The sequence below is a fragment of the Thermomonospora umbrina genome (genome assembly GCF_003386555.1).
GTDB classification, from domain to species: domain Bacteria; phylum Actinomycetota; class Actinomycetes; order Streptosporangiales; family Streptosporangiaceae; genus Thermomonospora; species Thermomonospora umbrina.
Map to the genome: position 1 here is coordinate 3,417,144 of NZ_QTTT01000001.1, position 22,612 is coordinate 3,439,755.

The window sequence follows — 22,612 nt, forward strand, 5'->3', positions numbered from 1 at the left end:
AAAGGGTTATGACCCCGAGTCATGACTCTAGTAATCATTACGGACCAGCACATACTCAGTCCCGGACAAGTCTCAATTCCGGTCAACTCACGGCGCTGACTACTCGGCCGGGCCGCCCCCATGGCCAAGTCCCCGCAAGGGGACGGGGAGAGACCAGGGGATGGACATCGGGTAGCGTGGGTGGCTGCGAAGGGGAGTAGTCCCACATCGCCGAGTGGTCGACATGCTGGCGACCGCGCCCTTGCCGGGAGCGGACGCCCGGCCCTCGGGTCACGGCGTTGCCCGTGGTGGACGAGACCTTCGGTCTGGTAGACGTGCCTGGACAGCGTCCAGGTGCACCGTCGTGCCGGGCCGAAGCGGTCCTCCCCGCGCTCCGCGCGACGATCGTGCCGGCCCGGCCCCGCAGGGAAGGCCGCCGAGCCCGTCATGACGTTCAACCTGGTCACGTTCGCCACCACGTTCGCCGTGATCTTCCTGGCCGAGCTGCCCGACAAGACGATGTTCGCCTCGCTGGCGATGGGGACCCGGATGCGCCCGCTGTGGGTGTGGTTCGGGACGTCCGGCGCGTTCGTGGTGCACGTGGCGATCGCGGTGGCGGCCGGCAGCGTGTTCGCGCTGCTGCCGAAGTCGCTGGTCCAGGTTGTCGCGGCGGCGCTGTTCGCGTTCGGCGCTTACACTCTGCTGCGCGGCGGGGACGACGATGAGGACGACGAGGACGCGGCGCCGAGGGTCCTGGGCCTCTGGCCCACCTGCGCCACCGCGTTCACGGTCGTGTTCATCGGCGAGTGGGGGGACCTCACCCAGATCACCACGGCCAACCTCGCCGCCACCCGTGAGGCGCTGCCGGTCGCCCTCGGCTCGCTGCTGGCGCTGATGAGCGTGTCGGCGCTGGCGCTGGTCGCCGGCCGGGTCATCGCCGACCGGGTGCCGCTGAAGGCGGTGCAGCGCGTGGGCGGGATCGTCATGATCGTGCTGGCGCTCTGGTCGCTGTCGGAGGCGTTCCTCGGATGAGATACCGCCCCCTGCCCGGAAGGAACGGAGCATGACCCTCGACGTACGGCGTGATCATGGGCGGTAGCCACGCGCACGCCCACTCCGACTCCGGCGGAGAGGGCGCGCCCCGCGCGGTGCGCGCGGTGCTGGCCGTGATCGTGCCGCTGGCGGTGGTCACGCTGGCCGCCCTGATCTGGATGTGGCCGGACGAGCCGAAGCCCGCCGGATCGTCGGGCGGGCAGTCCGTCCAGATGAGCCGGGTCACCGGCTCGGTCGCGGGCGTGGACCTGCGGCCGTGCCCCAAGCCGTCGCAGGAGGGGACGTTCCCGGGCGACTGGCTGCCGCCGCCCACCCAGAACCGGCCCGCCGACCCCGCCAAGTGCGGCACCGCCCGCGTCGAGCTGACCTCGGGGCCGCAGAAGGGGCAGACCGTCGTCGTCGACCTGCCGAACGGGCCCGGGTCGCTCACCTACGAGGCGGGCGACGACGTGATCCTCCTCCACATGGCGGAGGGCGAGAGCAACCCGTACCAGCTCACCGACCACGACCGGACCAACGCGCTGTGGATCGTGGCGTTGGCGTTCGTGCTGGCGGTGGTCGCCTTCGGCCGATGGCGGGGGCTGACGGCGCTCTTCGGGCTGGTGGTGACGTTCGCCCTGCTGCTGAAGTTCCTGATCCCGGCGATCCTGGACGGGAGCCCGCCGCTCCTGGCCGCGATCGTGTGCGCGGCGGCGATCATGCTCACGGTGCTCTATCTGACCCACGGGCTGAGCATGGCGACCTCGATCGCGGTGATCGGCACGCTGTCCAGCCTCGCCCTCACCGGCGTCTTCGCGACCGTCGCCATGGGGATGGCGCATCTGAGCGGGATCTCCGACGAGAGCTCGCTCAACCTGGGGCTCAGCTACGACGTCAACCTCCAGGGACTGCTGCTGGCCAGCATCATCATCGGGTCCCTGGGCGTGCTGGACGACGTGACCGTCACCCAGGCCGTCACCGTGACGGAGCTGGCGAACGCCAACCCGGCCTACCGGTTCCGGCAGCTCTACAAGGCGGGGACCCGGGTCGGCCGGGCCCACATCGCCTCGGTGATCAACACGATCATCCTGGCGTACGCGGGCGCCTCGCTGCCGCTGCTGCTCCTGCTCAGCATCGGCGAGCAGCCGCTGGGCCAGGTGCTGACCGGCCCGATCCTGGCCCAGGAGATCGTCCGCAGCGTGGCGGGCACCCTCGGCCTCATCGCCGCCGTCCCCATCACCACCGCCCTGGCGGCGCTGACGGTCACCCGCCGCCCGGCCGCCGACGTCACCGAGGCCCCGGTCGAGCCGCCGAGGTCGCGCCGGACGACGCGGGAGACGGAGACCCCGCCTCCGGGCTGGCCGAGGGAGCCCGCCGACCCGTTCTAAGGCCGCCGGTACTTGACCTCCCACCAGCGGCGCAGCCCCGGCAGGTACGGCTCGTCGGCCGCCTTGACCACCACGCCCTCGAAGCCCTGCGCGGCGAGCGTGTCGAACCACCGGTGCGCCTCGCCGACGTCGGCGGTCTGCGGGGTGGCCACCACGAAGGACGTCTCCGGGACGTGGGCGAGCAGGCACTCCAGCACGTGGCGGCGCTCGTGCAGGGGCCGGCCGCGCAGGTCCGTGCCCCGCGATTCGAGCACGTCCACCACCACGTAATGGCACGGCTCCGCCAGCGCCAGATCCCACACCCGCCCGCCGGAGGCGGCATGCCGGCGCTGCAGCGCGGCGAAGTCCAGCCGCCCGTCCCCGGCCCGGCGGACGATCTCCCCGTCCACCACCGTGCCCGGCGACAGCCGTTCGAGGAGCGCGGGCGACACCTCGGGGAACGCGCCGTCCAGCCGGGTCAGGTTCCGGGACGTCAGCCGCACGGCACCGTCCTCGTCGACCAGGGCCATGCACCGGAACCCCGCCCATTTGGGCTCATAACGGCAGCCGCCCCGACAGACGCCGGGCTCGGGAATGCGGTCGGCGCCACGGGCCAGCATCGGCCGCACCGGCCCCTCGATGTGCATGATCAACGGCTACCCGCACGCGTCGTCCCGATGCCACCCGCCGGGAGCGTTTTGCCGGGTGTTTCCCCCGGTGCGCCCCGCCCGGGCCCGCTCGGCGTCGATCGCATCGTCATCTCCTGTGGAACGGTCCGAAACAACCCGGCGACAAGGCCGCCGGGCACCTGTGACGCCGAGCCGTTCGCCGTTCGTCGAGGACGAGGTGATCGGCGACGCTCAGGCGACCGAAAGGCGCCGCCCGTTCTGGCGGTCGCCGGTCTCGAGAGCCGTCTCAGGGCCGATGCGAACGGCGGGTCGCGCCCCGTCGCCCCCTTCCGCCCGCGGGGATCCCCGAGATCGGCTTTCGGACGCGGGACAACCTAGCCACCTCCCGGTGCCCGGGCCACAAGATCGCCGATACTGGTCACCCGCGAGCCGCACGAGCCCCCGTGACCGCCGCCGGCACGGGACTCCGGTCGCCCTCAAAGCCGTCGGTCTCGAGCAATGCCTGAACTCGGACAACCTGGCCTTGAGGCCGTGTGGGGCCACAAGATCGCCGATATGGGTCGTCAGACCCCGGACAGGTCCGCCGGGACGCGCGGGTCGGGGGCGTTCGGGGGAAGGAGGCCGTGGGCGCGGAGCAGTCGGCCCACCGCCGGGCCCCAGGCGGGGCGCAGGTGGGCGGCGGTCAGCAAGGGCTCGTCGGTGAGCAGGGTTGTCGCGGGGCCGGTGTGCAGTCGGCCGTTCTCCAGTACGGCGGCGTCCTGGGCCCAGCGGTGGGCCAGGTCGACGTCGTGGGTGGAGGCGACGATGGTGGTGCCCTCCGCCTGAAGGCGCGCCAGCGTGGCCAGGAGGGCGTCCACCCCGGCGGGGTCGAGGCCGGCCGTCGGCTCGTCCAGGACCAGGACGGACGGGCGCAGGGCGAGCGCGCCGGCGATGGCGACCCGCTTGCGCTGGCCGAACGAGAGCAGATGGGTGGGCCGCTCGGCCAGTCCGGTGATCTCCATCGCGGCCAGCGACTCCGCCACCCGCGCCCGTACCTCGTCCAAGGGGAGGCCCAGGTTGAGGGGGCCGAACGAGACGTCTTGGCGGACGTCGGCGGAGAACAGTTGGTCGTCCGGGTCCTGGAGGACGAGTTGGACCCGCGTGCGCAGCGCGGTGAGTCCGCGTCGGGAGTACGACACCGGCTCGCCGTCGAGGCGGATCTCGCCCCCGGTGGGTCGCAGGCCGCCGGTGAGCAGGCGCAGCAGCGTCGTCTTCCCCACGCCGTTGGGGCCCAGCAGCGCGAGCGAACGCCCCGGCGGCACCTCCAGCGACAGATCGGTGAAGACCGGCGCGGCGCCCTCATAGGAGTACGCCACGCCTCGGGCACTGAGGATCGGTGTCACAGCAGACTCCGCAGCATGAGCGTGGTGAGAACGGCGAGCAGGGCGGGCAGCGGGGCCACGGCCAGGAACGGGGTCTTCAGCGGGACGTCCACGACGGTGACCGGCAGGCCGCCGGTGTAGCCCCGGCCCGCCAGCCCCACCTCCATCCGCCGGGCCCGGTCGAACGACCGGACGAACACCGCCGAGCCCAGCCCCCCGAGGGACCGCCAGGTCGTCCGCCACGACCGGGTGCCGAGCCGTCCCGCCTGCGCGTCGCGGATCCGGCGGGTGGTGTCGAGCACGACGAACAGCATCCGGTAGATCAGCGCCGCCACCTCGACGATCGTCGCCGGCACCCCCAGCCGGGTCAGCCGGGGCAGCGCGTCGGCGAGCGGCGTCGTTCCGGCGAACAGCAGTTGGCAGAGCAGGGCGGCGGCGCACCGGCCGAGCACGTCGGCCGCCCGTCGCGTTCCGCCGTCCGCCCAGCCGACCCCGTCCGCGCTCACCGTGATCAGGAACGTCAGGCAGCCGGTGAGCGCGAAGCCCAGCGGTGTGCGGGCGGCCCGCAGCAGGACGCGCGGCGGCATCCTGGCCCAGCACAGCGCCACGGCCAGCGCGACCGCCGCCGTGACCGGGGCGCCCGGCCACGGCGGCAGCACCAGCGCGCACACCAGCAGGCCGCCGGCCAGCAGTGCCTTGGCGGCCGGATGATGCCGCCGCCAAGGGCTGCGGTAGGCCGCCGCGTCGATGGCGAGCACCGCTCAGTCGTCGTCCGGCGCGGCGGTCGCCGCGAGCTTGCGCCGGGTGCGGACGACCCCGAAGTAGTAGCCCAGCACGCCCGCCCCCAGCGCCGCCTGGAGGGCGAACAGCGCCGACTCCACCTCCCCGGACGGCGGCTCGTACAGGGGGTTGAACCACGGCTCGTACCCGGGGTCGTTCTCGATGATGGCCGTCTCCGCCTGCGCGTCCGCCCCGGTGAACGGCTCCTCCTTGCCGTCGCCGGCGCCCATGGCCAGCGGCGCCACCGCCAAGGCCAGCACGACCAGCAGGATCCCCAGGTTGACGGCCGTTCCACGCTTCATGCCCGTTCTCCGCTCTTGCGAGGTGCGCTCGGACGGCGCGTTCGTCTCGCTCATGCCGGCACCTCGTCGCGCTTGCGCAGGACGCCGAGACGGATCAGGTCGGCGGCCGCGGACGTGCGGAGCAGACGGACGACCAGGACGGTGAGCAGGCCCTCGCTGACGGCCAGGGGGATCTGCGTGACGGCGAAGATGCCCCCGAACTTGGCCAGCGCCCCCGCGAAGCCGCTCTCGGCGTCCGGGAAGGCCAGGGCGAGTTGCGCGGACGTCACGCAGTAGGTGGTGAGGTCGGCGACGAACGCGCCCGCGAAGACGCCGGGCAGCAGACCGAACCGACGGGTCATCAGATAGGCCGCGTAACCGACCCACGGGCCGGCGACGGCCATCGAGAACGCGTTGGCGCCCAGCGTGGTGAGCCCGCCGTGCGCCAGCAGCAACGCCTGGAAGACCAGCGTGATGGTGCCGAGCACGGTCATCACCGGCGGCCGGAACAGGATGGCCCCCAGACCGGTGCCGGTCGGGTGCGAGCAGCTCCCGGTGACGGACGGGATCTTGAGCGCGGACAGCACGAAGCAGAACGCCCCCGAGGCGCCGAGCAGCAGCTTGTCCTCGGGGTTGTCCGTGACCTGACGATTGAGCCGCACGACTCCGTGGACGACGAACGGGGCCGCCGCCAGGGACCAGGCGACGGCATGGGAGACGGGGAGGTAGCCCTCGGCGATGTGCACGGGCGACACCGGACCTTTCCAACACCTCGTGGACGGTGGTCAAGTGCCGTGGCCGGTCTCCTGGCTGACGGGTCCGGCCCGCCGTTCGGACCTTCCCAGGCATGACGCCCAGTGGCCTCCGTCAGGGTGCGGCGTCCTGCGACGCGCCCCGTCCGGAACGAACGGCGGGATCTCCCGATCACAGTGGCGAGGGCCGCTCCGGTATCGCACCGGAATTCCCGAACACCACGGCGCGGACAGCCTAGCCATACCTGCACGATTGCGCAGGTATGGGGATGTACTTCTGGCACGATGGTCAGGTGCATCTGGTGCCGACCGACCGCGCCCACCGTCCCGCCATCGACGACCACCGGGCCTGCGAGGCCATCGCGGCCATCGGGGATCCGGAACGGGTCGTCGCCTGGGCGCGGCGCTTCGATCTGCTGTCCGAGCCCGGGCGGCTCACGCTGCTGCTGGCCATCGACGCGGCCGGACCGATCAGCGTGACCGACCTGGCGACCGCCGCCGGCATGTCGGACACCGCCGTCTCGCAGGCGCTGCGCGTCCTGCGCACGGCGGGTGTGGTGGAGCCGCGCCGCGACGGCCGGGTGGTCCGCTACCGGCTGAGCGACCCCGGGATCCGTCCCCTGCTGGCCGCCGCCGCGGCCGAGGGGGGAACGGTCAGCCCCGCCGCCCGTTCGTAGGGCGCGGGCTCGGACCTTCAGAGCGGAACGAAGGTCATCCCGCGCTTCTTCAGCTTGGGCAGCACCTGGCGGAGCGCCGCGATCGTCTGCGAGCGATCGCCCCCGCCGTCATGGGTGAGCAGGATCGCCCCCGCCTTGGCCTCCAGCAGGGTGCGCCGGATGCGGCCGACACCCGGGCGGCTCCAGTCCGACGGGTCGACCTCCCAGCCGATCGGGATCATCCCGTACTGGGCCGTCTTCTCGTACACCAGCTTCGACCAGGCCCCGCCGGGCGAGCGGAAGAACTTCGGGACGACCCCGGTGGCCTCGGCGATCCGGGCGTGCGCCTCGGCGATCTCCCGGTGGATGCGCCGGCCGCCGATCTTGTCGAACGGGGACGGGTGGGTCATGGTGTGGTTGCAGATCTGGTGGCCCGCGTCGGCGATCCGTCGGGCGATCTTCGGGTACTCCCGGACCATCTCGCCCACGATGAAGAACGTGGCGGTGACCTCGTGCTCGGCGAGCAGGTCGAGCATCTGCGGGGTGTACTCGGGATGCGGCCCGTCGTCGATGGTCAGCGACAGCGTGCGCGGCGGGCGGCCGGGGCCGAGCTGCTTGAGGTTGGTCACCGCGTCCTTGCGCGCCGGGACCCGGGTCGGCTTCCAGGAGGGGTGACCCGGCAGGATCGCGGGGGCGATGCTCGGCGGCTCCCCGGGCGGGAGCCGGGGCACCGGCACGCTCAGCGTGGGGCCGTTCCCCACTCCACGGCCCAGCACCCCGCCCTCCCCGGGCTTGCCGAGGCGCGGGGCGTCGGCGTCGCTCGCCGCATCGGAGCCGATCGCCAGTGCGAAACCGGCCCCGCCCAAGGTGAGCAACATCCGGCGACGGGTCGGTTCGCTGAACTCCATGGTTCCCAAAGGTATCGGGCGTTTCCCCATTCAAGCGGCCGTTCCTTACAGAACCGGCCATCGCGGTCATGGGGTGACGGTGGCGATCGAGGATACGACGCCCGGGGTCGCTCAGGCGAGGGTCTCCGCCGTGAACGGGGGGTGGGCCCCTTGCCGCCCGGTGGCCTCGGGGGCGAAGCGAAAGCCCCGGGCGGACAAGGGATTCGACCATAACCCTCGAGATCGGCAGCGTGAAGTGACTGCCTGCCTACAGTAATTCCCTACATTTGTCAGCGGGCCGGGGTCACCGGTTGACACCGGCGGGCCGGTCCGGTTTCGATCGACCGCGCCGGGCGGTGCGCCACGGGGGCCGATCCGCTCGCGCGTGCGCGCTGTCGCGCCGTCCGCTGACCCCGCCGCCGGGCCGGGTCGCAGATCCCTCACCAACGTCACGGCCGCTGCCCTCACTCTCACGCGTGCTTGATGCAACTGCGAAGAGTTTGCAATAGTGGCTCGCATGGCCACGTACTCACTGCCCGACCTCCCCTACGACTACGCCGCGCTGGAGCCGGCCATCACCGGGGAGATCCTGGAACTGCACCACGCCAAGCACCACGCCGCCTACGTCAAGGGCGCCAACGACACGCTGGAGAGGCTGGAGGAGGCGCGCGACAAGGAGCAGTACGGCGGTCTGGTGGGGCTGGAGAAGACCCTGGCGTTCAACCTGTCCGGCCACGTGCTGCACTCGATCTTCTGGGACAACCTCTCGCCGGACGGCGGCGACCGCCCTGACGGCGAGCTGGCCGCGGCGATCGACGAGCACTTCGGGTCCTTCGAGGCGTTCCGCAAGCAGTTGTCCACCGCCACCGCCACCGTCCAGGGCTCCGGCTGGGGCGTCCTCGGCTGGGAGCCGCTCGGACGGCGCCTGATCGTCCAGCAGGTGTACGACCATCACGGCAACGTCGGCCTCGGAGCGACCCCGCTGCTGGTCTTCGACGCCTGGGAGCACGCCTACTATCTGCAGTACCGCAACGTTCGTCCCGATTACGTCGAGAAGCTCTGGTCGCTCGTCAACTGGACGGACGTGTCCGCCCGCTTCACCGCCGCCAAGGGCTGAACGGCGCTCCTCCCTTAAAGCCGCGGCGCCCTCGCCTGGGGGCTCGGCGGGATCGTGCTCAACTCCACAAGCTGCGGCGCCCTCGCCTGGGGACATGGCGGGATCGTGCTCAGCTCGACAAGCTGCGGCGCCCTCCGGGCCGGGATCGTGCTCAGAACCCGTTCCCTTGCGGTCCGGTGGGCGCCGCTCATCATTCTTTACCCTTCGGCGGGTGCCACGTACGGCGGGGCCACGCCCCAGCCCCAGTGCGGCATCGGGGCCGTGAGGGGCGGGGTGGCGTCCGGCTGAGAGTTCGCGAGGGCGATGCGGGTGCCCCATTCGAGGTAGCCCACGAAGGCGGCGCGGAACTCGGGATCGTCGGGGAGACCGACCTCATCGGCGGCGTCGAGGAGAAGGCCCACCCACCGACGCCGCTGCGGCTCGCTGATGGAACGGCCGAGGTGTCGGCGCACCATGTGCGAATAGCCGCCGTGTTCGGTGCTGTAACGCTCGGGGCCCCCGAAGACCTCCGCGAGCCACAGCGCGACGTGTGCGGGATGGCCCGGATCCATGTGCGCGAACAGGGGGCCGACGAGTTCGTCCTCACGGACCTTGGCGTAGAAGACGTCGGTGAGCCGGTCGAACGCCGCCGCGCCGCCCGCCCACTCGTACAGGGTCGGGACGGACGCGCCGGTGCCCTGGACGCCCGTCGACTCGTAATGGCGCATCTCCTCGATGGCCTGCACGTACGGGGAGATCTCGGCGAAGAACTCTTTGAAGTGCGGCCCACCGCGAAAGCCGCCCAGGTGGTCTTCGGCCGAGGTCCAGCGGATCCGCAGGACGTAGCACTCCGGCTCGTCCGTGCTGCGGGTCAGCTCGTAGTCGACGCACTGGGGGGCGGCGGCCAGCGGAACGGCGGCCCGCGCGTAGGCCGCCTCGAACTCCGCGCGCCGGTCGCCCGGCACGCGGTAGCGGAGGTACTCGACGATCATGAAGGCACGTCCCGGGAACTCGGTGATCAACTCGAGCAATCATGTAATCATGCTTACAACCACACCGAAAAGCGGAACGAGTCGTCATGATCTTTCGTTGACCGGGTAGAGGGCGGGCAACCCCGACCCCCATACCGGAGGAGGACACCGTGGCCTCTGTGATCTACAAGATCAAGCGCTGGCTGCGCAGCCCCCAGGGAACCCAGGCCCGAGCCCGAGCCCAGCGGCTCGCCCGTGACCCCCGCACCCGCGCCCGCGTCCGCGGGATGATGCGGGGCCGCCGCCGCCACTGACGAACGACCGCCGACGACCGCCCCGCCCGGGGCCGTTCGCGTCAGGGCGGGCGGCCAGGGGTCTTGGGCGGTAGGCGGGTGAAGGCCGCGCGGTAGGCGGTGGGTGTCAGGCCCAGGCGGCGCAGGACATGGCGGCGCAGCGAGTCGGCGGTGCCGAGGCCGCTGTGCCGCGCGACCTGCTCCATGCCGAGGTCGGTCGCCTCGAGCAGTTCTCTGGCCCGTTCGATCCGCTGGTGCAGCAGCCACTGCAACGGGCTGATGCCGGTCTCGGCCTGGAACCGGCGGGTGAGGGTCCGGACGCTGACCCGGGCCTGGGCGGCGAGATCGTTCAAGGTCAGCGGCTCGTCCAGGTGTTCCAGCGCCCAGGCCCGGGTGGCCGCCAGCGACGTCCCGGACTCGCGGGGGAGCGGGGCCTCGACGAACTGCGCCTGGCCGCCGTACCGCACCGGGGCGACCACCGTGAGGCGGGCGGCGGTGTTGGCCACCGCGGAGCCCTGGTCGGTGCGGATGAGGTGCAGGCACAGGTCGATCCCGGCGGCGGCCCCCGCCGACGTCAGGATCCGCCCGTCCTCCACGAACAGCACGTCGGGCTGCACGTCCACCGCCGGGAACCGGCTCGCCAGCGCGCCCGACTGCACCCAGAACGTCGTGGCGCGCCGTCCGTCCAGCAGCCCGGCCTGCGCCAGCACGAACGCGCCGGTGCAGATCGAGGCGATCCGGGCGCCCCGCGCCGCCGCCCGACGCAGAGCGTCCAGCACACGCGCGTCGGCGCCGGTGCGTGCGCCGGTGCCGGTCACGATGACGGTGTCGGCCCGGTCGACGGCCGACAGCCCGTACGGCACCTCGACGCGCAGCGTCCCCCGGGCCTCGATCACGCCGGGGTCGGCGGTGCAGACGACCACCTCGTAACAGGGCCGGTCGTCCACCACCGCGGCCCCGAAGACCATCTCCGGGATCGACAGGTCGAACGTGATGACCGGCGGCACCGCGACCACCGCGATCCGGTGCATGGCCAGAACCTCCGGACGTATGGCGTTCCGGCCACTATCGCAGGCTCGGGGCGTTTGTGCAGGCTGACGGGCATGGCACTTCATGTGATCTTGGGGGCCGGGACCACCGGCACCGCCACCGCCCGTCTGCTCGCCGACTCCGGTGACCGCGTCCGCCTGGTCAGCCGCCGGGGCTCGGGCCCCGACCATCCGGCGATCGAACGGGTCGCCGCCGACGCCGGCGACACGGACCGCCTCACCGAACTCGCCCGAGGGGCCGACACCCTGGTCAATTGCGCCATGCCGCCCTACGACCGCTGGCCCGAGCTGTGGCCGCCGCTGGCCGCGTCCGTCCTCACCGCCGCCGAACGAACGGGCGCGGGCTACGTCATGCTCGGCAACCTCTACGGATACGGGCCCGTGGACGGCCCGTTCACCGAGGACCTGCCCATGAGGCCGACCACCGCCAAGGGAGGCGTGCGGGCCAAGATGTGGGAGGACGCGCTCGCCGCTCACGAAGCGGGCCGGGCGCGGGTCACCGAGGTCCGGGCAAGCGACTTCGTGGGGGCCGGGGCCGGGTCGCTGTTCAACTTTCTGGTGACCGCGTCGGTGCTCGCCGGGGAGCCCGCCGTCTACCCGGGATCGGTGGCCGTGCCCCACGCCTGGTCGTACACCGGTGACGTGGCCCGGGCCCTCGCCGCCGCCGCGTTGGACGACCGCTCGTGGGGACGCGCATGGCACGTGCCCAGCGCGTCGGAGGCGTCCGTGCGCGAGGTGGCGGTCAGGCTGGCGGAGGTCACCGACTCGCCCGCACCGCGCGTGGAGGCCATGACGGACGACGAGTTCTCCGCCTTCGCCGCCGAGAACCCGTTCCTGGCCGAGGTGGCGGAGATGCTCTACCTGTACGACCGGCCCTGCCGGGTCGACTCCACCGACGCCGAACGGATCCTCGGGCTCAAGCCCACATCGCTGGACGACGCCCTGACCGAGATGGCCGGGGCGCCCCTGTCCGTCTGACCCTTCGGGAGGCGCGGTGGCCGCGGTGCGGCCACCGCGCAGAGAACGGTTTCCGTGCGATGCGTCATGGGGGGAACGCGCGGATGCTCCCGGAGCGTCCTACCAGGGACGGATGTCATTCGGCTGCTGTGTCCCGGTAGGGTCCGACCGGGGGAAGGCGGTGCTGTGGAGCCTGGAGCGGTACTCGACGGCAAGTACCGGCTGGTCCGGCGGCTCGGTCAAGGCGGGATGGGCGAGGTCTGGGAGGCCGACGACCTCAACCTCGACCGTCGGGTCGCCGTCAAGATCGTGCTGTCGAACCTGGGCACCAACCAGGAGCTGATCCAACGGTTGCGCCGCGAGGCCCGGGCGGCGGCCTCGTTGCAGCATCCCGGCATCACCGTCGTCCACGACATGGGCGACCACGACGGCCACCCCTTCTTCGTGATGGAGCTGCTGCACGGCCGCGACTTCCTGGCCGTGCTCGTCGACAACCCGCAGGGCCTGCCGCCGGCCCGGGCGACCGCGCTGGCCCTCGGGGTGGCCGAGGCCCTGGCCCACGCCCACCGCAAGGGCGTGGTGCACCGCGACATCAAGCCCGCCAACCTCATGGAGCTGGCCGAGGGCGGCGTGAAGATCTGCGACTTCGGCGTTGCGCGCCTCGCCGACGCGGCCTCGCCGAGGCTGACCCAGACGGGCATCATCGTCGGCACCCCTCCGTTCACCGCGCCCGAGCAGTTCCAGGGCGGTCGCGCCGACGCCCGCACCGACCTGTACTCCTTCGGCTGCACCCTGTACGCCCTGCTCACCGGTCAGCCGCCGTTCACCGGCCCCTCGGTGGGCGCGTACATGAACCAGCATCTGACCGAGCAGCCGCCCCGGCCCGGCTCCCTTCGCGCGGGCATCCCGGCCGACCTGGAACGTCTGGTGCTGCGGCTGCTGGCCAAGGACCCGGCCGACCGGCCCGCCATGGCCGACGTCCTCGCCGGCCTCCGGTCCCTCACCGCCGCGCCCGCCCCCACCGCGTCCGAGGGGCGCACCCTGGTCGAGCCGGCGCGCGACCCCCTGCCCCCGCCGGCCCCGCCGCCCGGCCTCCCGCAGCAGGGCCCGGGCCATCCGGTGCCCGACCCCGGCCGGCCCGCGCCCGGTGGCGGCCTCCCGCCCGACGCCGGCCTCCCGCAACAGGCCCCCGACCCCGGCCATCCCGCGCCAGCTCCGGGCCATCCTGCGCCAGCTCCGGGCCAACCCGGGCCAGGTCTGGGTCATCCTGGGCCCGGTTCGGGCCAACCCGCGCCAGGTCCGGGTCAACCGGTGCCCGGTGCGGGCCAACCCGCGGCTGGCGGCGGTCCGTCGCCCGCCCCCGGGCACCCTGCGCCCGCCCCCGGGCACCCTGCGCCCGGCCCTGGACACCCTGCGCCCGGCTCCGGTCTCCCGCAGTCGGGGATGGGGCTCCCCGGTCCTCGTCGGCCGCAGGACGGTCCGCAGGCGGTCCCGGTCGCCGGGCCGTCGCGCGGTCAGGCCGCGACCGCCGTCTGGCGGGCCCTCGCGTCGGTCACCGGCCGGTTGTTCCGCGCTCCCGGGCGCGCCGGGCTCGGCGACGACCCCGCGCTCCGCCGCGACGGCGTGGGCCTGTCGCTGGTGCTGGCCGGGCTCCTCGGCATCCCCATCCTGTGGACGAACGGCGACACCGCCGACCGGTTGGCCGATCCCTTCGAGGGTCTCTTCGGCGTGTGCGCGGTGCTGCTCCCCGCGCTGGCGTTCGTGCTGGCCGGGCGGACCTTCCGACATCCCGAACGCCGCGAGGAGAACAGGCGGTGGGCCCTGGGCGGCTCCATCCTGGCCCTCGCCCTGATCGCCGCGATCCACGTCACCGCCGGCACACCCGACCCCGACCGGTACGCCGAGAAGTCCAAGGACGCGGGCGGCATCCTCGGCTACCTGGTCGCCGGTCCCCTGAAAGCGGCCCTGACCCCGTGGGGCGCCGTCCCGCTCCTGCTCTTGTTGATGGGCCTCGGCGTCCTCATCATCACCGCCACACCCGTGAGCCGGGTCCCCGAGTTGGTCGGCCGTCTGATCGCCGCGCTCGCCCGCGTCCGCCCCCGACGGCCGCAGCCCGAGCAGCCCCCACGGCCGGAACACGAGGAGACCCCGCCGAGCCGCTGACCGGTCAGCGGACCCGTTCGGAAACGGTGGACGTCCGCGCCCGGAGAGCGAGAACGAGCAGGACCGACACGGCGGCCGCGCACGGCATCGCCGGGCCGTAGACGCAGAGGCCGACGATCAGCCGGGCCTTCGCCATCGCCGCGACGTCCCCGGCCAGGACCGGGGCGAGCGCCACGGCGGTCCGCGCCAGCAGCGCACCGCCCGGCGGCACCACGGCGAGCAGGAGGAACGGGACCGCGCTCAGCGCCAGCAGGGTCAGGTGCCCGTTTCCGTTGATCAGCCTGAGCCGGGGAACGGCCACGTTGACGGCGGCCAGGTACACGCCAGCCACGCCGGCGAGCACGATGCCGCGCCGGCCGAGGACCCGGGCGCCGTGCCGGGGCCGGCGCCACGGCCGCAGTGACGCCCGGCAGCGTCAGGGCCGCATCGGTCACACCCCCGCCGGAGGGGTCGACCATGACGACGAGGAACAGCGGCATCAGCGAAAAGGCGGAGGCGAGGACGGCCGCCGCGCCGCGGGCCCCGGTCACTGCGGCCAAGGACCACCAGCGCCCACCCGATGCCACGCGGTGTTGCCGACGGCATGGATCCGTGGCGCGAGGCTCGGCCCTTCGAGCATTACGAACATCACGCCGTTGGCCGCCGCGCCCAGCATGAGCAGCGGCACGATCAGGGTCACCACGGCGAGGGCGTCGCCGTCGGGTCCGGATCAGCACCGCCCCGGACGAGGTCGAGCGCGTCCCGCGCGGCGGCGTATCGCCTGCCGGGCGCGGCGGCCGTCAGCGGCACGGCCGGCATCTCGTCCTCGTGGACGCGGTGGTGACCGGGCGGGTGGAGCCGCAGCAGGACGCGGCGGTGGCCGGGCGGTTAGAGGCGCAGCAGTCGGCGGTACCGGTGTTCGGGCGTGCTCACGCCGTTCCGCCGGCGAGGCGGCGACGCGGGGCGAGCCGGGCGGCCGCGGTCTCGGCGTTGACCCGCATCCGTTCCGCCTCCTCCGCGAGGCGTTCGGCGCCCGCGCCCGTCAGTTTGTAGTAGCGGCGGAGCCGGCCGTCCACGACCTCCTCGTGGTCGGCCTCGACGAGGCCCTCGGACTGGAGCCGATCGAGCGCCGCGTACAGGGTCCCGGCGCGCAGCCGGACCCGGCCCTCGGAGATGCGGTCGACGTCGCCGATGATGCCGTAGCCGTGCTGGGGCCGTTCGGCCAGCGCGGTGAGGATCAGGAAGGTGGGCTCCTGCATTGCCTTACCCATAAGGACTTCATATATCGGACGTCGGAAGATGCGCAACCTGCGCACGGTCACGAATGCGCCGAGGCGCACCCCCGGAGCGCATGGCGCCCGGCGCCTCCGGCGGCAGGGCGTCGAGCCGGGCCGGGTGGACGGCCATGACGACGGGCACCGGCGCCCCGCCGATGGGCGCGGAGAGCAGCAGGAGGTACGCGGGCGGCGGGCCCGATCACCGTGCGTGGTGACTTGTGGGTCATCTGGTGCGTCTGGGTTGGAACGTGCCCGTCTGTGCTCCCGGGTGAGATAACCTCACCTCGCCCGGATGCTTGCAGTATGTAAACAATTCCGGGTCCCGGCCGACCGTCGCGGCCGTGGAGGGGGCGTTTCGTGAGGCACTCGAGCCTGAGGGGTGGGTGACATGGGTGACGCCACGGCACCGCGGTCGAGTTCGACCGGGAGCGGGACGCGGAGGCGCGCCGAGGGGATCGGGGAGCCGGAGCTCCGGCTGTTGCTGGACGGCCTGACCGCCGTTCGCGACGGCGACTTCGGCACCCGGCTGCCCGACGCGGCCGACGGCTTGATGGGCGAGATCTCCACGGTGTTCAACGGCATGGTGGACCAGCTCTCGCTGTTCACCTCCGAGGTGACCCGGGTGGCCCGCGAGGTCGGGACCGAGGGACGCTTGGGCGGTCAGGCCGAGGTCCACGGGGTCTCCGGCACGTGGAAGGACCTCACCGAGTCCGTCAACTTCATGGCGGGCAACCTCACCGACCAGGTCCGCAACGTCGCCCAGGTGACGACGGCGGTGGCGCGCGGCGACCTGTCGCAGAAGATCACCGTGGACGCCGGGGGCGAGTTCCTGGAGTTGAAGAACACCGTCAACACGATGGTGGATCAGTTGTCCTCGTTCGCCGACGAGGTCACGAGGGTCGCGCGCGAGGTGGGCAGCGAGGGACGGCTCGGCGGTCAGGCCGACGTCAAGGGCGTGTCCGGCACGTGGAAGGACCTCACCGAGTCCGTCAACTTCATGGCGGGCAACCTCACCGACCAGGTCCGCAACATCGCGCAGGTCACCACGGCGGTGGCGCGCGGCGACCTGTCGCAGAAGATCACCGTGGACGCGCGCGGCGAGATCCTGGAGTTGAAGAACACCGTCAACACGATGGTCGATCAGTTGTCCTCGTTCGCCGACGAGGTCACGAGGGTCGCGCGTGAAGTGGGCAGCGAGGGGCGGTTGGGCGGGCAGGCCGACGTCAAGGGCGTGTCCGGCACGTGGAAGGACCTCACCGAATCGGTCAACGTCATGGCCGACAACCTCACCGCGCAGGTCCGCTCCATCGCCGACGTGACCACCGCCGTCGCGCGCGGCGACCTCACCCAGAAGATCCGCGTGGACGCCCGGGGCGAGATCGCGGAGCTGAAGGAGACCATCAACACGATGGTGGACCAGTTGTCCGCGTTCGCCGACGAGGTGACGCGGGTGGCCCGCGAGGTCGGCACCGAGGGCAACCTCGGCGGCCAGGCCACGGTGCGCGGGGTCTCCGGCACGTGGAAGGACCTCACCGACAACGTCAACGTGATGGCCTCCAACCTCACCGGCCAGGTGCGGTCCATCACGCAGGTCGCCACCGCCGTCGCGCGCGGCGACCTGTCCCAGAAGATCACCGTCGAGGCCAAGGGCGAGGTCGCCGCGCTCGCCGAGGTCATCAACACCATGGTCGACACGCTGTCGGCGTTCGCCGACGAGGTGACGCGGGTGGCCCGCGAGGTCGGCACCGAGGGGATGCTCGGCGGTCAGGCGCGCGTGCCCAACGTGGCCGGCACCTGGAAGGACCTCACCGACAACGTCAACTCCATGGCCGGCAACCTGACCAACCAGGTGCGGAACATCGCCCAGGTGACGACGGCCGTGGCGCAGGGCGACCTGACCAAGAAGATCGACGTGGACGCGCGCGGGGAGATCCTGGCGCTGAAGACCACCATCAACACGATGGTGGACCAGTTGTCCTCGTTCGCCGCCGAGGTCACCCGGGTCGCCCGCGAGGTCGGCAGCCAGGGCCGGCTCGGCGGTCAGGCCGAGGTCGAGGGTGTCTCCGGCACCTGGAAGCGACTGACCGAGAACGTCAACGAGCTGGCCGGCAACCTCACCCGGCAGGTCCGCGCCATCGCCGAGGTCACCAGCGCCGTGGCGGAGGGCGACCTGACCCGTTCCATCACCGTGGACGCCTCCGGCGAGGTCAGCGAGCTGAAGGACAACATCAACGCCATGGTGCGCTCGCTGCGCGAGACCACCAGCGCCAACCAGGACCAGGACTGGCTCAAGACCAACCTGGCCCGCGTCGCGAGCCTCATGCAGGGCCACCGCGACCTCGCCGCCGTCGCCGCCCTCATCATGGACGAGCTGACCCCGCTGGTCGGCGCCCAGTACGGCGCGTTCTACCTCGCCGGGGAGAGCGCGGACGGCACGGTGCTGGACCTGGTCGGGTCCTACGGCCTGCCCGAGGAGGGCACCGGGCCCGCTCGGTTCCGGCTCGGGCGGTCGCTGGTCGGGCAGGCCGCGCGGGCCCGGCAGACGATCCTGGTGGACGACGTCCCGCCCGGCTACGTGAACATCAGCTCCGGATTGGGGCAGAGCACCCCGATCGGCTTGGCGGTGCTGCCGATCGTGGTGGAGGACCAGGTGCTGGGAGTGATCGAGCTCGCCTCGGTGCGCCGGTTCACCCCCGTCCAGCTCGACTTCCTCGAGCAGTTGATGCCGACCATCGGCGTCAACGTGAACACGATCATCGCCAACGCCCGCACCGACGAGCTGCTGGAGGAGTCGCAGCGGCTCGCCGGGGAGCTGCAGGCCCGGTCCGAGGAGCTGCAGGTCCGGCAGGAGGAGCTGCAGCTCTCCAACGCCGAGCTGGAGGAGAAGGCGGCGCTGCTGGCCACCCAGAACCGCGACATCGAGGCCAAGAACCTGGAGATCGAGCAGGCCCGGCAGGAGCTGGAGGCCCGCGCGCAGCAGCTCTCGCTGGCGTCGAAGTACAAGTCGGAGTTCCTGGCGAACATGAGCCACGAGCTGCGCACCCCGCTCAACAGCCTGCTCATCCTCGCCCAGCTCCTGGCCCAGAACCCGACCCGCAACCTGACCCCCAAGCAGGTGGAGTACGCCGGGATCATCCACTCGGCGGGCTCGGACCTGCTGCAGTTGATCAACGACATCCTGGACCTGTCCAAGGTCGAGGCGGGCAAGATGGACGTGGCCCCCGAACGGGTCCGGCTGCGCCGCCTGCTGGACTACGTGGACGCCACGTTCCGGCCGCTGACCTCGCAGAAGAGCCTGGGCTTCCGGATCGTCACCGCCGAGGGCCTGCCGGTCGACCTGCTCACCGACGACTCGCGGCTGCGGCAGATCCTGCGCAACCTCCTGTCGAACGCGGTCAAGTTCACCGAGACCGGCGGTGTGGAGCTGCGGATCGAGCCCGCCGAGCCCGCCGCGTTGCCGCCCGCGGTCCGCGCGCACGGCCAGGCCATCGCGTTCCATGTGAAGGACACCGGCGTCGGCATCGGCGAGCACCAGTTGGAGACCATCTTCGGCGCCTTCCAGCAGGCGGACGGCACCACCAGCCGCAAGTACGGCGGCACCGGCCTCGGGCTGTCCATCAGCCGGGAGATCGCCCACCTGCTCGGCGGGGCCATCGTCGCCGACAGCGTCCTCGGCGAGGGCAGCACCTTCACCCTCTACCTGCCGGTGGCGCGGCCCGACTTCGCGAACGAGCAGACCGCCCCGGCGGCCCCGGCGGCGCCGGCGGTCGTGGAGAAGGGGGAGGCCGGGGCGATCACGCCCGCGCCCGCCGCCGCGCCGCCCCGACGCCGCCGGCTGCTGGTGATCGAGGAACGGCCGCGCGGGCTGCTGTCCCTGGTCGCCGAGAGCGCCGTGGCGTCCCTCGGCGAGGGCGGCGACGCGGCCGACGGGCACGGCGCCATCGAGGTCGTCACCGCCGTCGGCGCGCACGAGGCGGCGGCGGCGCTGGCCGCCGAGGCGTGCCACTGCGTGGTCCTCCAGCTCGACCTGCCCGGCGGCGAGGCCGAGACGTTCCTCGAGGCGATGGACGGCGACGCGGCGCTGCGCCATGTCGCGGTGCTCGGCCACAGCGGGCTGCGGCTCGACGCCGCCCGCGAACGGAGGCTGCAGGCCCGCGCCCAGGACCGCCCGCTGGAGCTGCTGTCCGGGCTCGACGAGCTGCGGGAGCGGATCACCCTGCACCTGTCGGCGGACACCCCGGGCCACGTCCTCCCGCTCGTCCGTCCGGAGGGGGCGGTCGAGGCGCCGGCGCGTTCGGCGGACGACACGGCGGCGGGGCGCACGGTGCTGGTCGTCGACGACGACTCCCGCAACGTGTACGCGATCAGCAGCATCCTGGAGCTGCACGGCATGCGGGTCCTGCACGCGGAGAACGGGCGCGCGGGCATCGAGGCCCTCACCACCCACCCGGAGGTCGACCTGATCCTGATGGATGTGATGATGCCGGAGATGGACGGCTATGAGGCGACCGCCGCGATCCGGGAGATGCCCGGCCACGCCGACCTGCCGATCATCATGGTCACCGCCAAGGCCATGCCCGGCGACCAGGACAAGAGCCTGGCGTCGGGGGCCAACGACTATGTCACCAAGCCCCTGGACACCGACGACCTGATGGCGTGCATCGATCGATGGCTGGACGACTGAGCGGAGAGGGCCCGCCCGGCGACGCGGACCGGGTGGGCCGGCTGGCCGACACCGTCCGGCGGCTGCGGGCCGAGATCGAGAAGGCCCAGGCGGCGGCCGACGGCCGGGCCCTGATCGCCCTCGCCAAGGGGGTGCTGGTGGAGCGGCTGCGCTGCGGGCCGGCCGAGGCGGCCCGGCAGCTCGAGGCCCTGGCCGGCGAGTCCGGCCGGTCCCCGCTGGAGCTGGCCGCGGAGATCATCGACCAGGCGGCGCAGGACCGCCTCACCGAGGCCGCCCGCGACCTCCTGGCCGGCACCCGGCCGGGGGACGCGGACGCGGGCTCCTCGGTCACGGTCCGGCTGCGCACCGCCGAGGCGGGCGCGCTGGCCGCCGCCGACGCGCAGTCGGTGGCCGACTCGCTGCTGGAGCACGCGTTGGCCCCCTTGGGCGCGAAGGCCGTCGCGGTCTGGTCGGCCGGGCACGACTCGTCGCTGACCCTCGTGGGCGCGGCCGGGTTCTCCACCGGGGAGCCGGCGCGTTGGCGGTACGTGCCGCCCGGCGTGGTGACGCCGGCGCGCAGCGCCCTCGCGGAGCGCGCGCCCCAGTGGTATCCCCGGCTCGACCTGTCGGGCCTGCCGTCGATCGGCCACGGCGACTTCCCGTTCGGCGGCCGGGTGGCGGTCCCCGCGGGCACCGGCGGGCGGATCCTCGGGGTGCTGGAGATCTGCTGGCCGGAGGAGCTGGAGCCGCAGCCGCCGCAGGTCGAACGGCAGATCGAGGCGCTCGCGGAGCTGTGCGCGCACACCCTGGAGACCCGTGACGCGTCGCCCGACGTCCCGGCGGTGTCGGCGGTCTCGGCCGGGCGCGAGGTGCTCGAGCTGGTCGACCTGGCCGACGGCCTGCACGACCCGGCGCTGGTGCTGCGGCCCCGGCTGGACGACGGCGGGCGGCTCACCGACTTCCGGATCCAGCACGCCAACACCCGGTTCGTGGACCCGGCCGGGCGTCCCCGGGGCGCGCTCGACGGGGCGCTGCTGCTGGAGTCGTACCCGCTCGCCGCCGGGGAGCGCGGGCTCTTCGAGATCGTCGAGCGCGTGTACGCCACCGGCGAGGCGTTCCGCGCCGAGCGGATGACCCTCACCGCCCTGGTCGGCCAGGTGCCGCTGGCGGGTGTCGCCGACCTCAGCGTGAGCCGCGTCGGCGCGGGGATCCTGCTGATCTGGCGGATCGAGGACGAGACCGCCCGGCTGGCGCGGCTCCTCCAGCACGCCCAGCGCCTGGTCCGCATCGGCGGCTTCGAGGAGGAGACGCTCACCGGCCAGGTCGCCTGGAACCCCGAGCTGTTCGCCCTCTACGGGCTGGAGGAGGGCGCCGACCCCGTTCCGCTGCGGCGGCTCCCGGATCACGCCCATCCCGACGACGACGCCGTCATCGGCCGGTTCCTCCGCAGCGTGCTGTACCGGCATCGTCCGGCGTCGGCGGCGTTCCGGCTGCTGCGCGGGGACGGGATCACCCGCCACATGCGGGTGGTCGCCGAACCGGTGCTGGACCCCCACGGTCATCTGCAGGCGGTCCGGGGCGCCTACCAGGACATCTCCGCCCAGCACTGGACGGAGGTCGCGCTGGCGGCGACCCGTGACCGGCTCGCGCACACCGAGCAGCAGGCCGCCGAGCGCAACCGGCTGGCGCGTCAGCTCCAAGAGGCGATCATGCCGCCGGCGCGGGCGCCCATCAACGCGCTCGGCCTGCGCGTCGCCACCCGCTACCGGCCCGCCGAGAAGGACCACCTGGTCGGCGGCGACTGGTACGACGCGGTGGTGCTGCCGTCCAAGCAGGTCCTGCTGTGCGTCGGCGACGTCGCGGGTCACGGCATCGAGGCGGCCACCGACATGGTCGTCCTCCGCAACGCGCTGCGCGGCCTGGCCACGACGGGCGCGGGCCCCGCCCAGCTCCTCACCTGGCTGAACCAGGTCGCCCACCACCTGACCGACAACGTCACCGCGACGGCCCTGTGCGCCCTGTACGACCCGTCCGCCGGCACCCTGCGGTGGGCCAGGGCCGGGCATCTGCCGCCGGTGCTGGTGCGCGGCGATGAGGCGACCCTCCTCCCGATGGTCGGCGGTCTGCTGCTCGGCGCCCTCGCCGACGCCGACTACGAGGAGGCGGAGCTGTCCCTGCGGTCCGGCGACGTCCTCCTCATGTTCACCGACGGCCTGGTCGAACGCCGCGACACCTCCATGCAGGAGTCGATGGAGCACCTCCTCGTCAACGCCGGGACCGCGTCCGCGACCCTGGAGCAGCGCCTCGACACGATGCTCAACAACAGCAACGCCGACACCGACGACGACACCTGCCTGGTGGGCGTCCAGCTCCCGTAGGCCGGGGCGGGCGGGACGTTACGCCGAGGGCCCCGGCGTGTTCACCGGTTGCTCGCCGCTCC

At 72.8% G+C, this 22,612-nt stretch carries 21 protein-coding genes and 1 riboswitch; of the genes, 9 read left to right on the forward strand and 12 right to left on the reverse strand.

Translation table 11 applies throughout. The annotated features are described in order from the left end of the window. Positions 1–426: 426 nt before the first annotated feature. Together DFJ69_RS15240 and DFJ69_RS15245 are read left to right on the forward strand one after the other, a co-directional pair. A complete protein-coding gene (locus DFJ69_RS15240; RefSeq protein WP_116023103.1) occupies positions 427–1,011 on the forward strand; it encodes a TMEM165/GDT1 family protein in 585 nt (194 codons plus the stop codon). Positions 1,012–1,067: 56 nt separating this feature from the next. Continuing rightward, positions 1,068–2,399 carry a YibE/F family protein gene (locus DFJ69_RS15245; protein ID WP_116026650.1) on the forward strand — a complete coding sequence of 444 codons (1,332 nt, stop codon included), beginning with the start codon at positions 1,068–1,070 and terminating at the stop codon, positions 2,397–2,399. Here DFJ69_RS15245 and DFJ69_RS15250 read toward each other — a convergent pair. From DFJ69_RS15250 to DFJ69_RS15270, 5 genes are all read right to left on the reverse strand, one after another. Further along, a complete protein-coding gene (locus tag DFJ69_RS15250; RefSeq protein ID WP_116023104.1) occupies positions 2,396–3,025 on the reverse strand; it encodes an ATP-dependent DNA ligase in 630 nt (209 codons plus the stop codon). The genes DFJ69_RS15245 and DFJ69_RS15250 overlap by 4 nt on opposite strands. Positions 3,026–3,570: 545 nt before the next feature. Then, on the reverse strand, positions 3,571–4,389 hold the full coding sequence (locus tag DFJ69_RS15255; RefSeq protein WP_116023105.1) for an energy-coupling factor ABC transporter ATP-binding protein: 819 nt from the start codon (positions 4,387–4,389) through the stop codon (positions 3,571–3,573). Continuing rightward, positions 4,386–5,126, reverse strand: coding sequence for a cobalt ECF transporter T component CbiQ (cbiQ, locus tag DFJ69_RS15260; RefSeq protein ID WP_116023106.1), 741 nt, complete (start codon positions 5,124–5,126; stop codon positions 4,386–4,388). The genes DFJ69_RS15255 and cbiQ overlap by 4 nt, the downstream gene beginning before the upstream one ends. A gap of 3 nt (positions 5,127–5,129) precedes the next feature. Beyond that, complete coding sequence (locus tag DFJ69_RS15265) at positions 5,130–5,504, reverse strand: energy-coupling factor ABC transporter substrate-binding protein (protein WP_245974401.1); 375 nt, start codon at positions 5,502–5,504, stop codon at positions 5,130–5,132. Next, the gene (locus tag DFJ69_RS15270; protein WP_245974402.1) at positions 5,501–6,184 is read right to left on the reverse strand and encodes an energy-coupling factor ABC transporter permease; all 684 of its coding nucleotides are present in this window, start codon (positions 6,182–6,184) and stop codon (positions 5,501–5,503) included. Before DFJ69_RS15270 ends, DFJ69_RS15265 begins: the two co-directional genes overlap by 4 nt. Positions 6,185–6,208: 24 nt before the next feature. Next, positions 6,209–6,420, reverse strand: a riboswitch (cobalamin riboswitch). A gap of 54 nt (positions 6,421–6,474) precedes the next feature. On the opposite strand from DFJ69_RS15270, the gene DFJ69_RS15275 reads away from it, so the two are divergent. Next, complete coding sequence (locus tag DFJ69_RS15275; RefSeq protein WP_116026652.1) at positions 6,475–6,858, forward strand: ArsR/SmtB family transcription factor; 384 nt, start codon at positions 6,475–6,477, stop codon at positions 6,856–6,858. Positions 6,859–6,875: 17 nt separating this feature from the next. Here DFJ69_RS15275 and DFJ69_RS15280 read toward each other — a convergent pair whose 3' ends face one another. Continuing rightward, positions 6,876–7,745, reverse strand: a complete 870-nt coding sequence (locus DFJ69_RS15280; RefSeq protein ID WP_245974403.1) for a polysaccharide deacetylase family protein — start codon at positions 7,743–7,745, stop codon at positions 6,876–6,878. 496 nt (positions 7,746–8,241) lie between these two features. Between DFJ69_RS15280 and DFJ69_RS15285 the strand changes: the two genes are divergently transcribed. Then, positions 8,242–8,841 carry a superoxide dismutase gene (locus DFJ69_RS15285; protein WP_116023109.1) on the forward strand — a complete coding sequence of 200 codons (600 nt, stop codon included), beginning with the start codon at positions 8,242–8,244 and terminating at the stop codon, positions 8,839–8,841. 197 nt (positions 8,842–9,038) lie between these two features. On the opposite strand, the gene DFJ69_RS15295 is transcribed toward DFJ69_RS15285, so the two are convergent. Beyond that, complete coding sequence (locus DFJ69_RS15295) at positions 9,039–9,851, reverse strand: group II truncated hemoglobin (RefSeq protein ID WP_245974404.1); 813 nt, start codon at positions 9,849–9,851, stop codon at positions 9,039–9,041. 110 nt (positions 9,852–9,961) lie between these two features. Here DFJ69_RS15295 and DFJ69_RS34300 point away from each other — a divergent pair, with 110 nt between their 5' ends. After that, the gene (locus tag DFJ69_RS34300; RefSeq protein ID WP_170177663.1) at positions 9,962–10,105 is read left to right on the forward strand and encodes a hypothetical protein; all 144 of its coding nucleotides are present in this window, start codon (positions 9,962–9,964) and stop codon (positions 10,103–10,105) included. A gap of 41 nt (positions 10,106–10,146) precedes the next feature. Here DFJ69_RS34300 and DFJ69_RS15300 read toward each other — a convergent pair whose 3' ends face one another. Continuing rightward, positions 10,147–11,115 (reverse strand): GlxA family transcriptional regulator, encoded by a 969-nt coding sequence (locus tag DFJ69_RS15300; RefSeq protein WP_116023111.1) that lies wholly within the window; start codon positions 11,113–11,115, stop codon positions 10,147–10,149. A 72-nt stretch (positions 11,116–11,187) separates the two neighbouring features. Between DFJ69_RS15300 and DFJ69_RS15305 the strand changes: the two genes are divergently transcribed. After that, positions 11,188–12,111: an NAD-dependent epimerase/dehydratase family protein gene (locus DFJ69_RS15305; RefSeq protein ID WP_116023112.1), complete on the forward strand. Its 924-nt coding sequence runs from the start codon at positions 11,188–11,190 to the stop codon at positions 12,109–12,111. Between the two features lie 165 nt (positions 12,112–12,276). After that, positions 12,277–14,253, forward strand: coding sequence for a serine/threonine-protein kinase (locus DFJ69_RS15310; RefSeq protein WP_170177664.1), 1,977 nt, complete (start codon positions 12,277–12,279; stop codon positions 14,251–14,253). Between the two features lie 4 nt (positions 14,254–14,257). Here the strand turns inward: DFJ69_RS15310 and DFJ69_RS15315 are convergent, their stop codons facing one another. The 4 genes from DFJ69_RS15315 to DFJ69_RS15320 all read right to left on the reverse strand — a co-directional run bounded on the left by DFJ69_RS15315 (position 14,258) and on the right by DFJ69_RS15320 (position 15,503). Continuing rightward, on the reverse strand, positions 14,258–14,584 hold the full coding sequence (locus DFJ69_RS15315; protein WP_147312314.1) for a hypothetical protein: 327 nt from the start codon (positions 14,582–14,584) through the stop codon (positions 14,258–14,260). A 195-nt stretch (positions 14,585–14,779) separates the two neighbouring features. Beyond that, the gene (locus tag DFJ69_RS34305) at positions 14,780–14,935 is read right to left on the reverse strand and encodes a hypothetical protein (RefSeq protein WP_170177665.1); all 156 of its coding nucleotides are present in this window, start codon (positions 14,933–14,935) and stop codon (positions 14,780–14,782) included. Then, the gene (locus DFJ69_RS36170; protein ID WP_281275852.1) at positions 14,929–15,051 is read right to left on the reverse strand and encodes a hypothetical protein; all 123 of its coding nucleotides are present in this window, start codon (positions 15,049–15,051) and stop codon (positions 14,929–14,931) included. Before DFJ69_RS36170 ends, DFJ69_RS34305 begins: the two co-directional genes overlap by 7 nt. 110 nt (positions 15,052–15,161) lie before the next feature. Next, positions 15,162–15,503 carry a PadR family transcriptional regulator gene (locus DFJ69_RS15320; RefSeq protein WP_116023115.1) on the reverse strand — a complete coding sequence of 114 codons (342 nt, stop codon included), beginning with the start codon at positions 15,501–15,503 and terminating at the stop codon, positions 15,162–15,164. Positions 15,504–15,897: 394 nt separating this feature from the next. Between DFJ69_RS15320 and DFJ69_RS15325 the strand changes: the two genes are divergently transcribed. Both DFJ69_RS15325 and DFJ69_RS15330 read left to right on the forward strand, forming a co-directional pair. Further along, entirely contained in the window at positions 15,898–20,193 is a 4,296-nt protein-coding gene (locus DFJ69_RS15325; RefSeq protein ID WP_116023116.1) for a HAMP domain-containing protein, read from the forward strand. Further along, positions 20,178–22,550 (forward strand): SpoIIE family protein phosphatase, encoded by a 2,373-nt coding sequence (locus DFJ69_RS15330; RefSeq protein ID WP_116023117.1) that lies wholly within the window; start codon positions 20,178–20,180, stop codon positions 22,548–22,550. The genes DFJ69_RS15325 and DFJ69_RS15330 overlap by 16 nt, the downstream gene beginning before the upstream one ends. Positions 22,551–22,612: the final 62 nt, after the last annotated feature.

Excerpts from the sequence above, each read along its gene's own strand:
- DFJ69_RS15240 (WP_116023103.1), top strand. The coding sequence starts at position 427 with ATGACGTTCAACCTGGTCACGTTCGCCACCACGTTCGCCGTGATCTTC.
- DFJ69_RS15245 (WP_116026650.1), top strand. The coding sequence starts at position 1,068 with ATGGGCGGTAGCCACGCGCACGCCCACTCCGACTCCGGCGGAGAGGGC.
- DFJ69_RS15250 (WP_116023104.1), bottom strand. The coding sequence starts at position 3,025 with ATGCACATCGAGGGGCCGGTGCGGCCGATGCTGGCCCGTGGCGCCGAC.
- DFJ69_RS15265 (WP_245974401.1), bottom strand. The coding sequence starts at position 5,504 with ATGAGCGAGACGAACGCGCCGTCCGAGCGCACCTCGCAAGAGCGGAGA.
- DFJ69_RS15280 (WP_245974403.1), bottom strand. The coding sequence starts at position 7,745 with ATGGAGTTCAGCGAACCGACCCGTCGCCGGATGTTGCTCACCTTGGGC.
- DFJ69_RS15285 (WP_116023109.1), top strand. The coding sequence starts at position 8,242 with ATGGCCACGTACTCACTGCCCGACCTCCCCTACGACTACGCCGCGCTG.
- DFJ69_RS15300 (WP_116023111.1), bottom strand. The coding sequence starts at position 11,115 with ATGCACCGGATCGCGGTGGTCGCGGTGCCGCCGGTCATCACGTTCGAC.
- DFJ69_RS15305 (WP_116023112.1), top strand. The coding sequence starts at position 11,188 with ATGGCACTTCATGTGATCTTGGGGGCCGGGACCACCGGCACCGCCACC.
- DFJ69_RS36170 (WP_281275852.1), bottom strand. The coding sequence starts at position 15,051 with ATGCCGGCCGTGCCGCTGACGGCCGCCGCGCCCGGCAGGCGATACGCC.
- DFJ69_RS15320 (WP_116023115.1), bottom strand. The coding sequence starts at position 15,503 with ATGGGTAAGGCAATGCAGGAGCCCACCTTCCTGATCCTCACCGCGCTG.
- DFJ69_RS15325 (WP_116023116.1), top strand. The coding sequence starts at position 15,898 with ATGGGTGACGCCACGGCACCGCGGTCGAGTTCGACCGGGAGCGGGACG.
- DFJ69_RS15330 (WP_116023117.1), top strand. The coding sequence starts at position 20,178 with ATGGCTGGACGACTGAGCGGAGAGGGCCCGCCCGGCGACGCGGACCGG.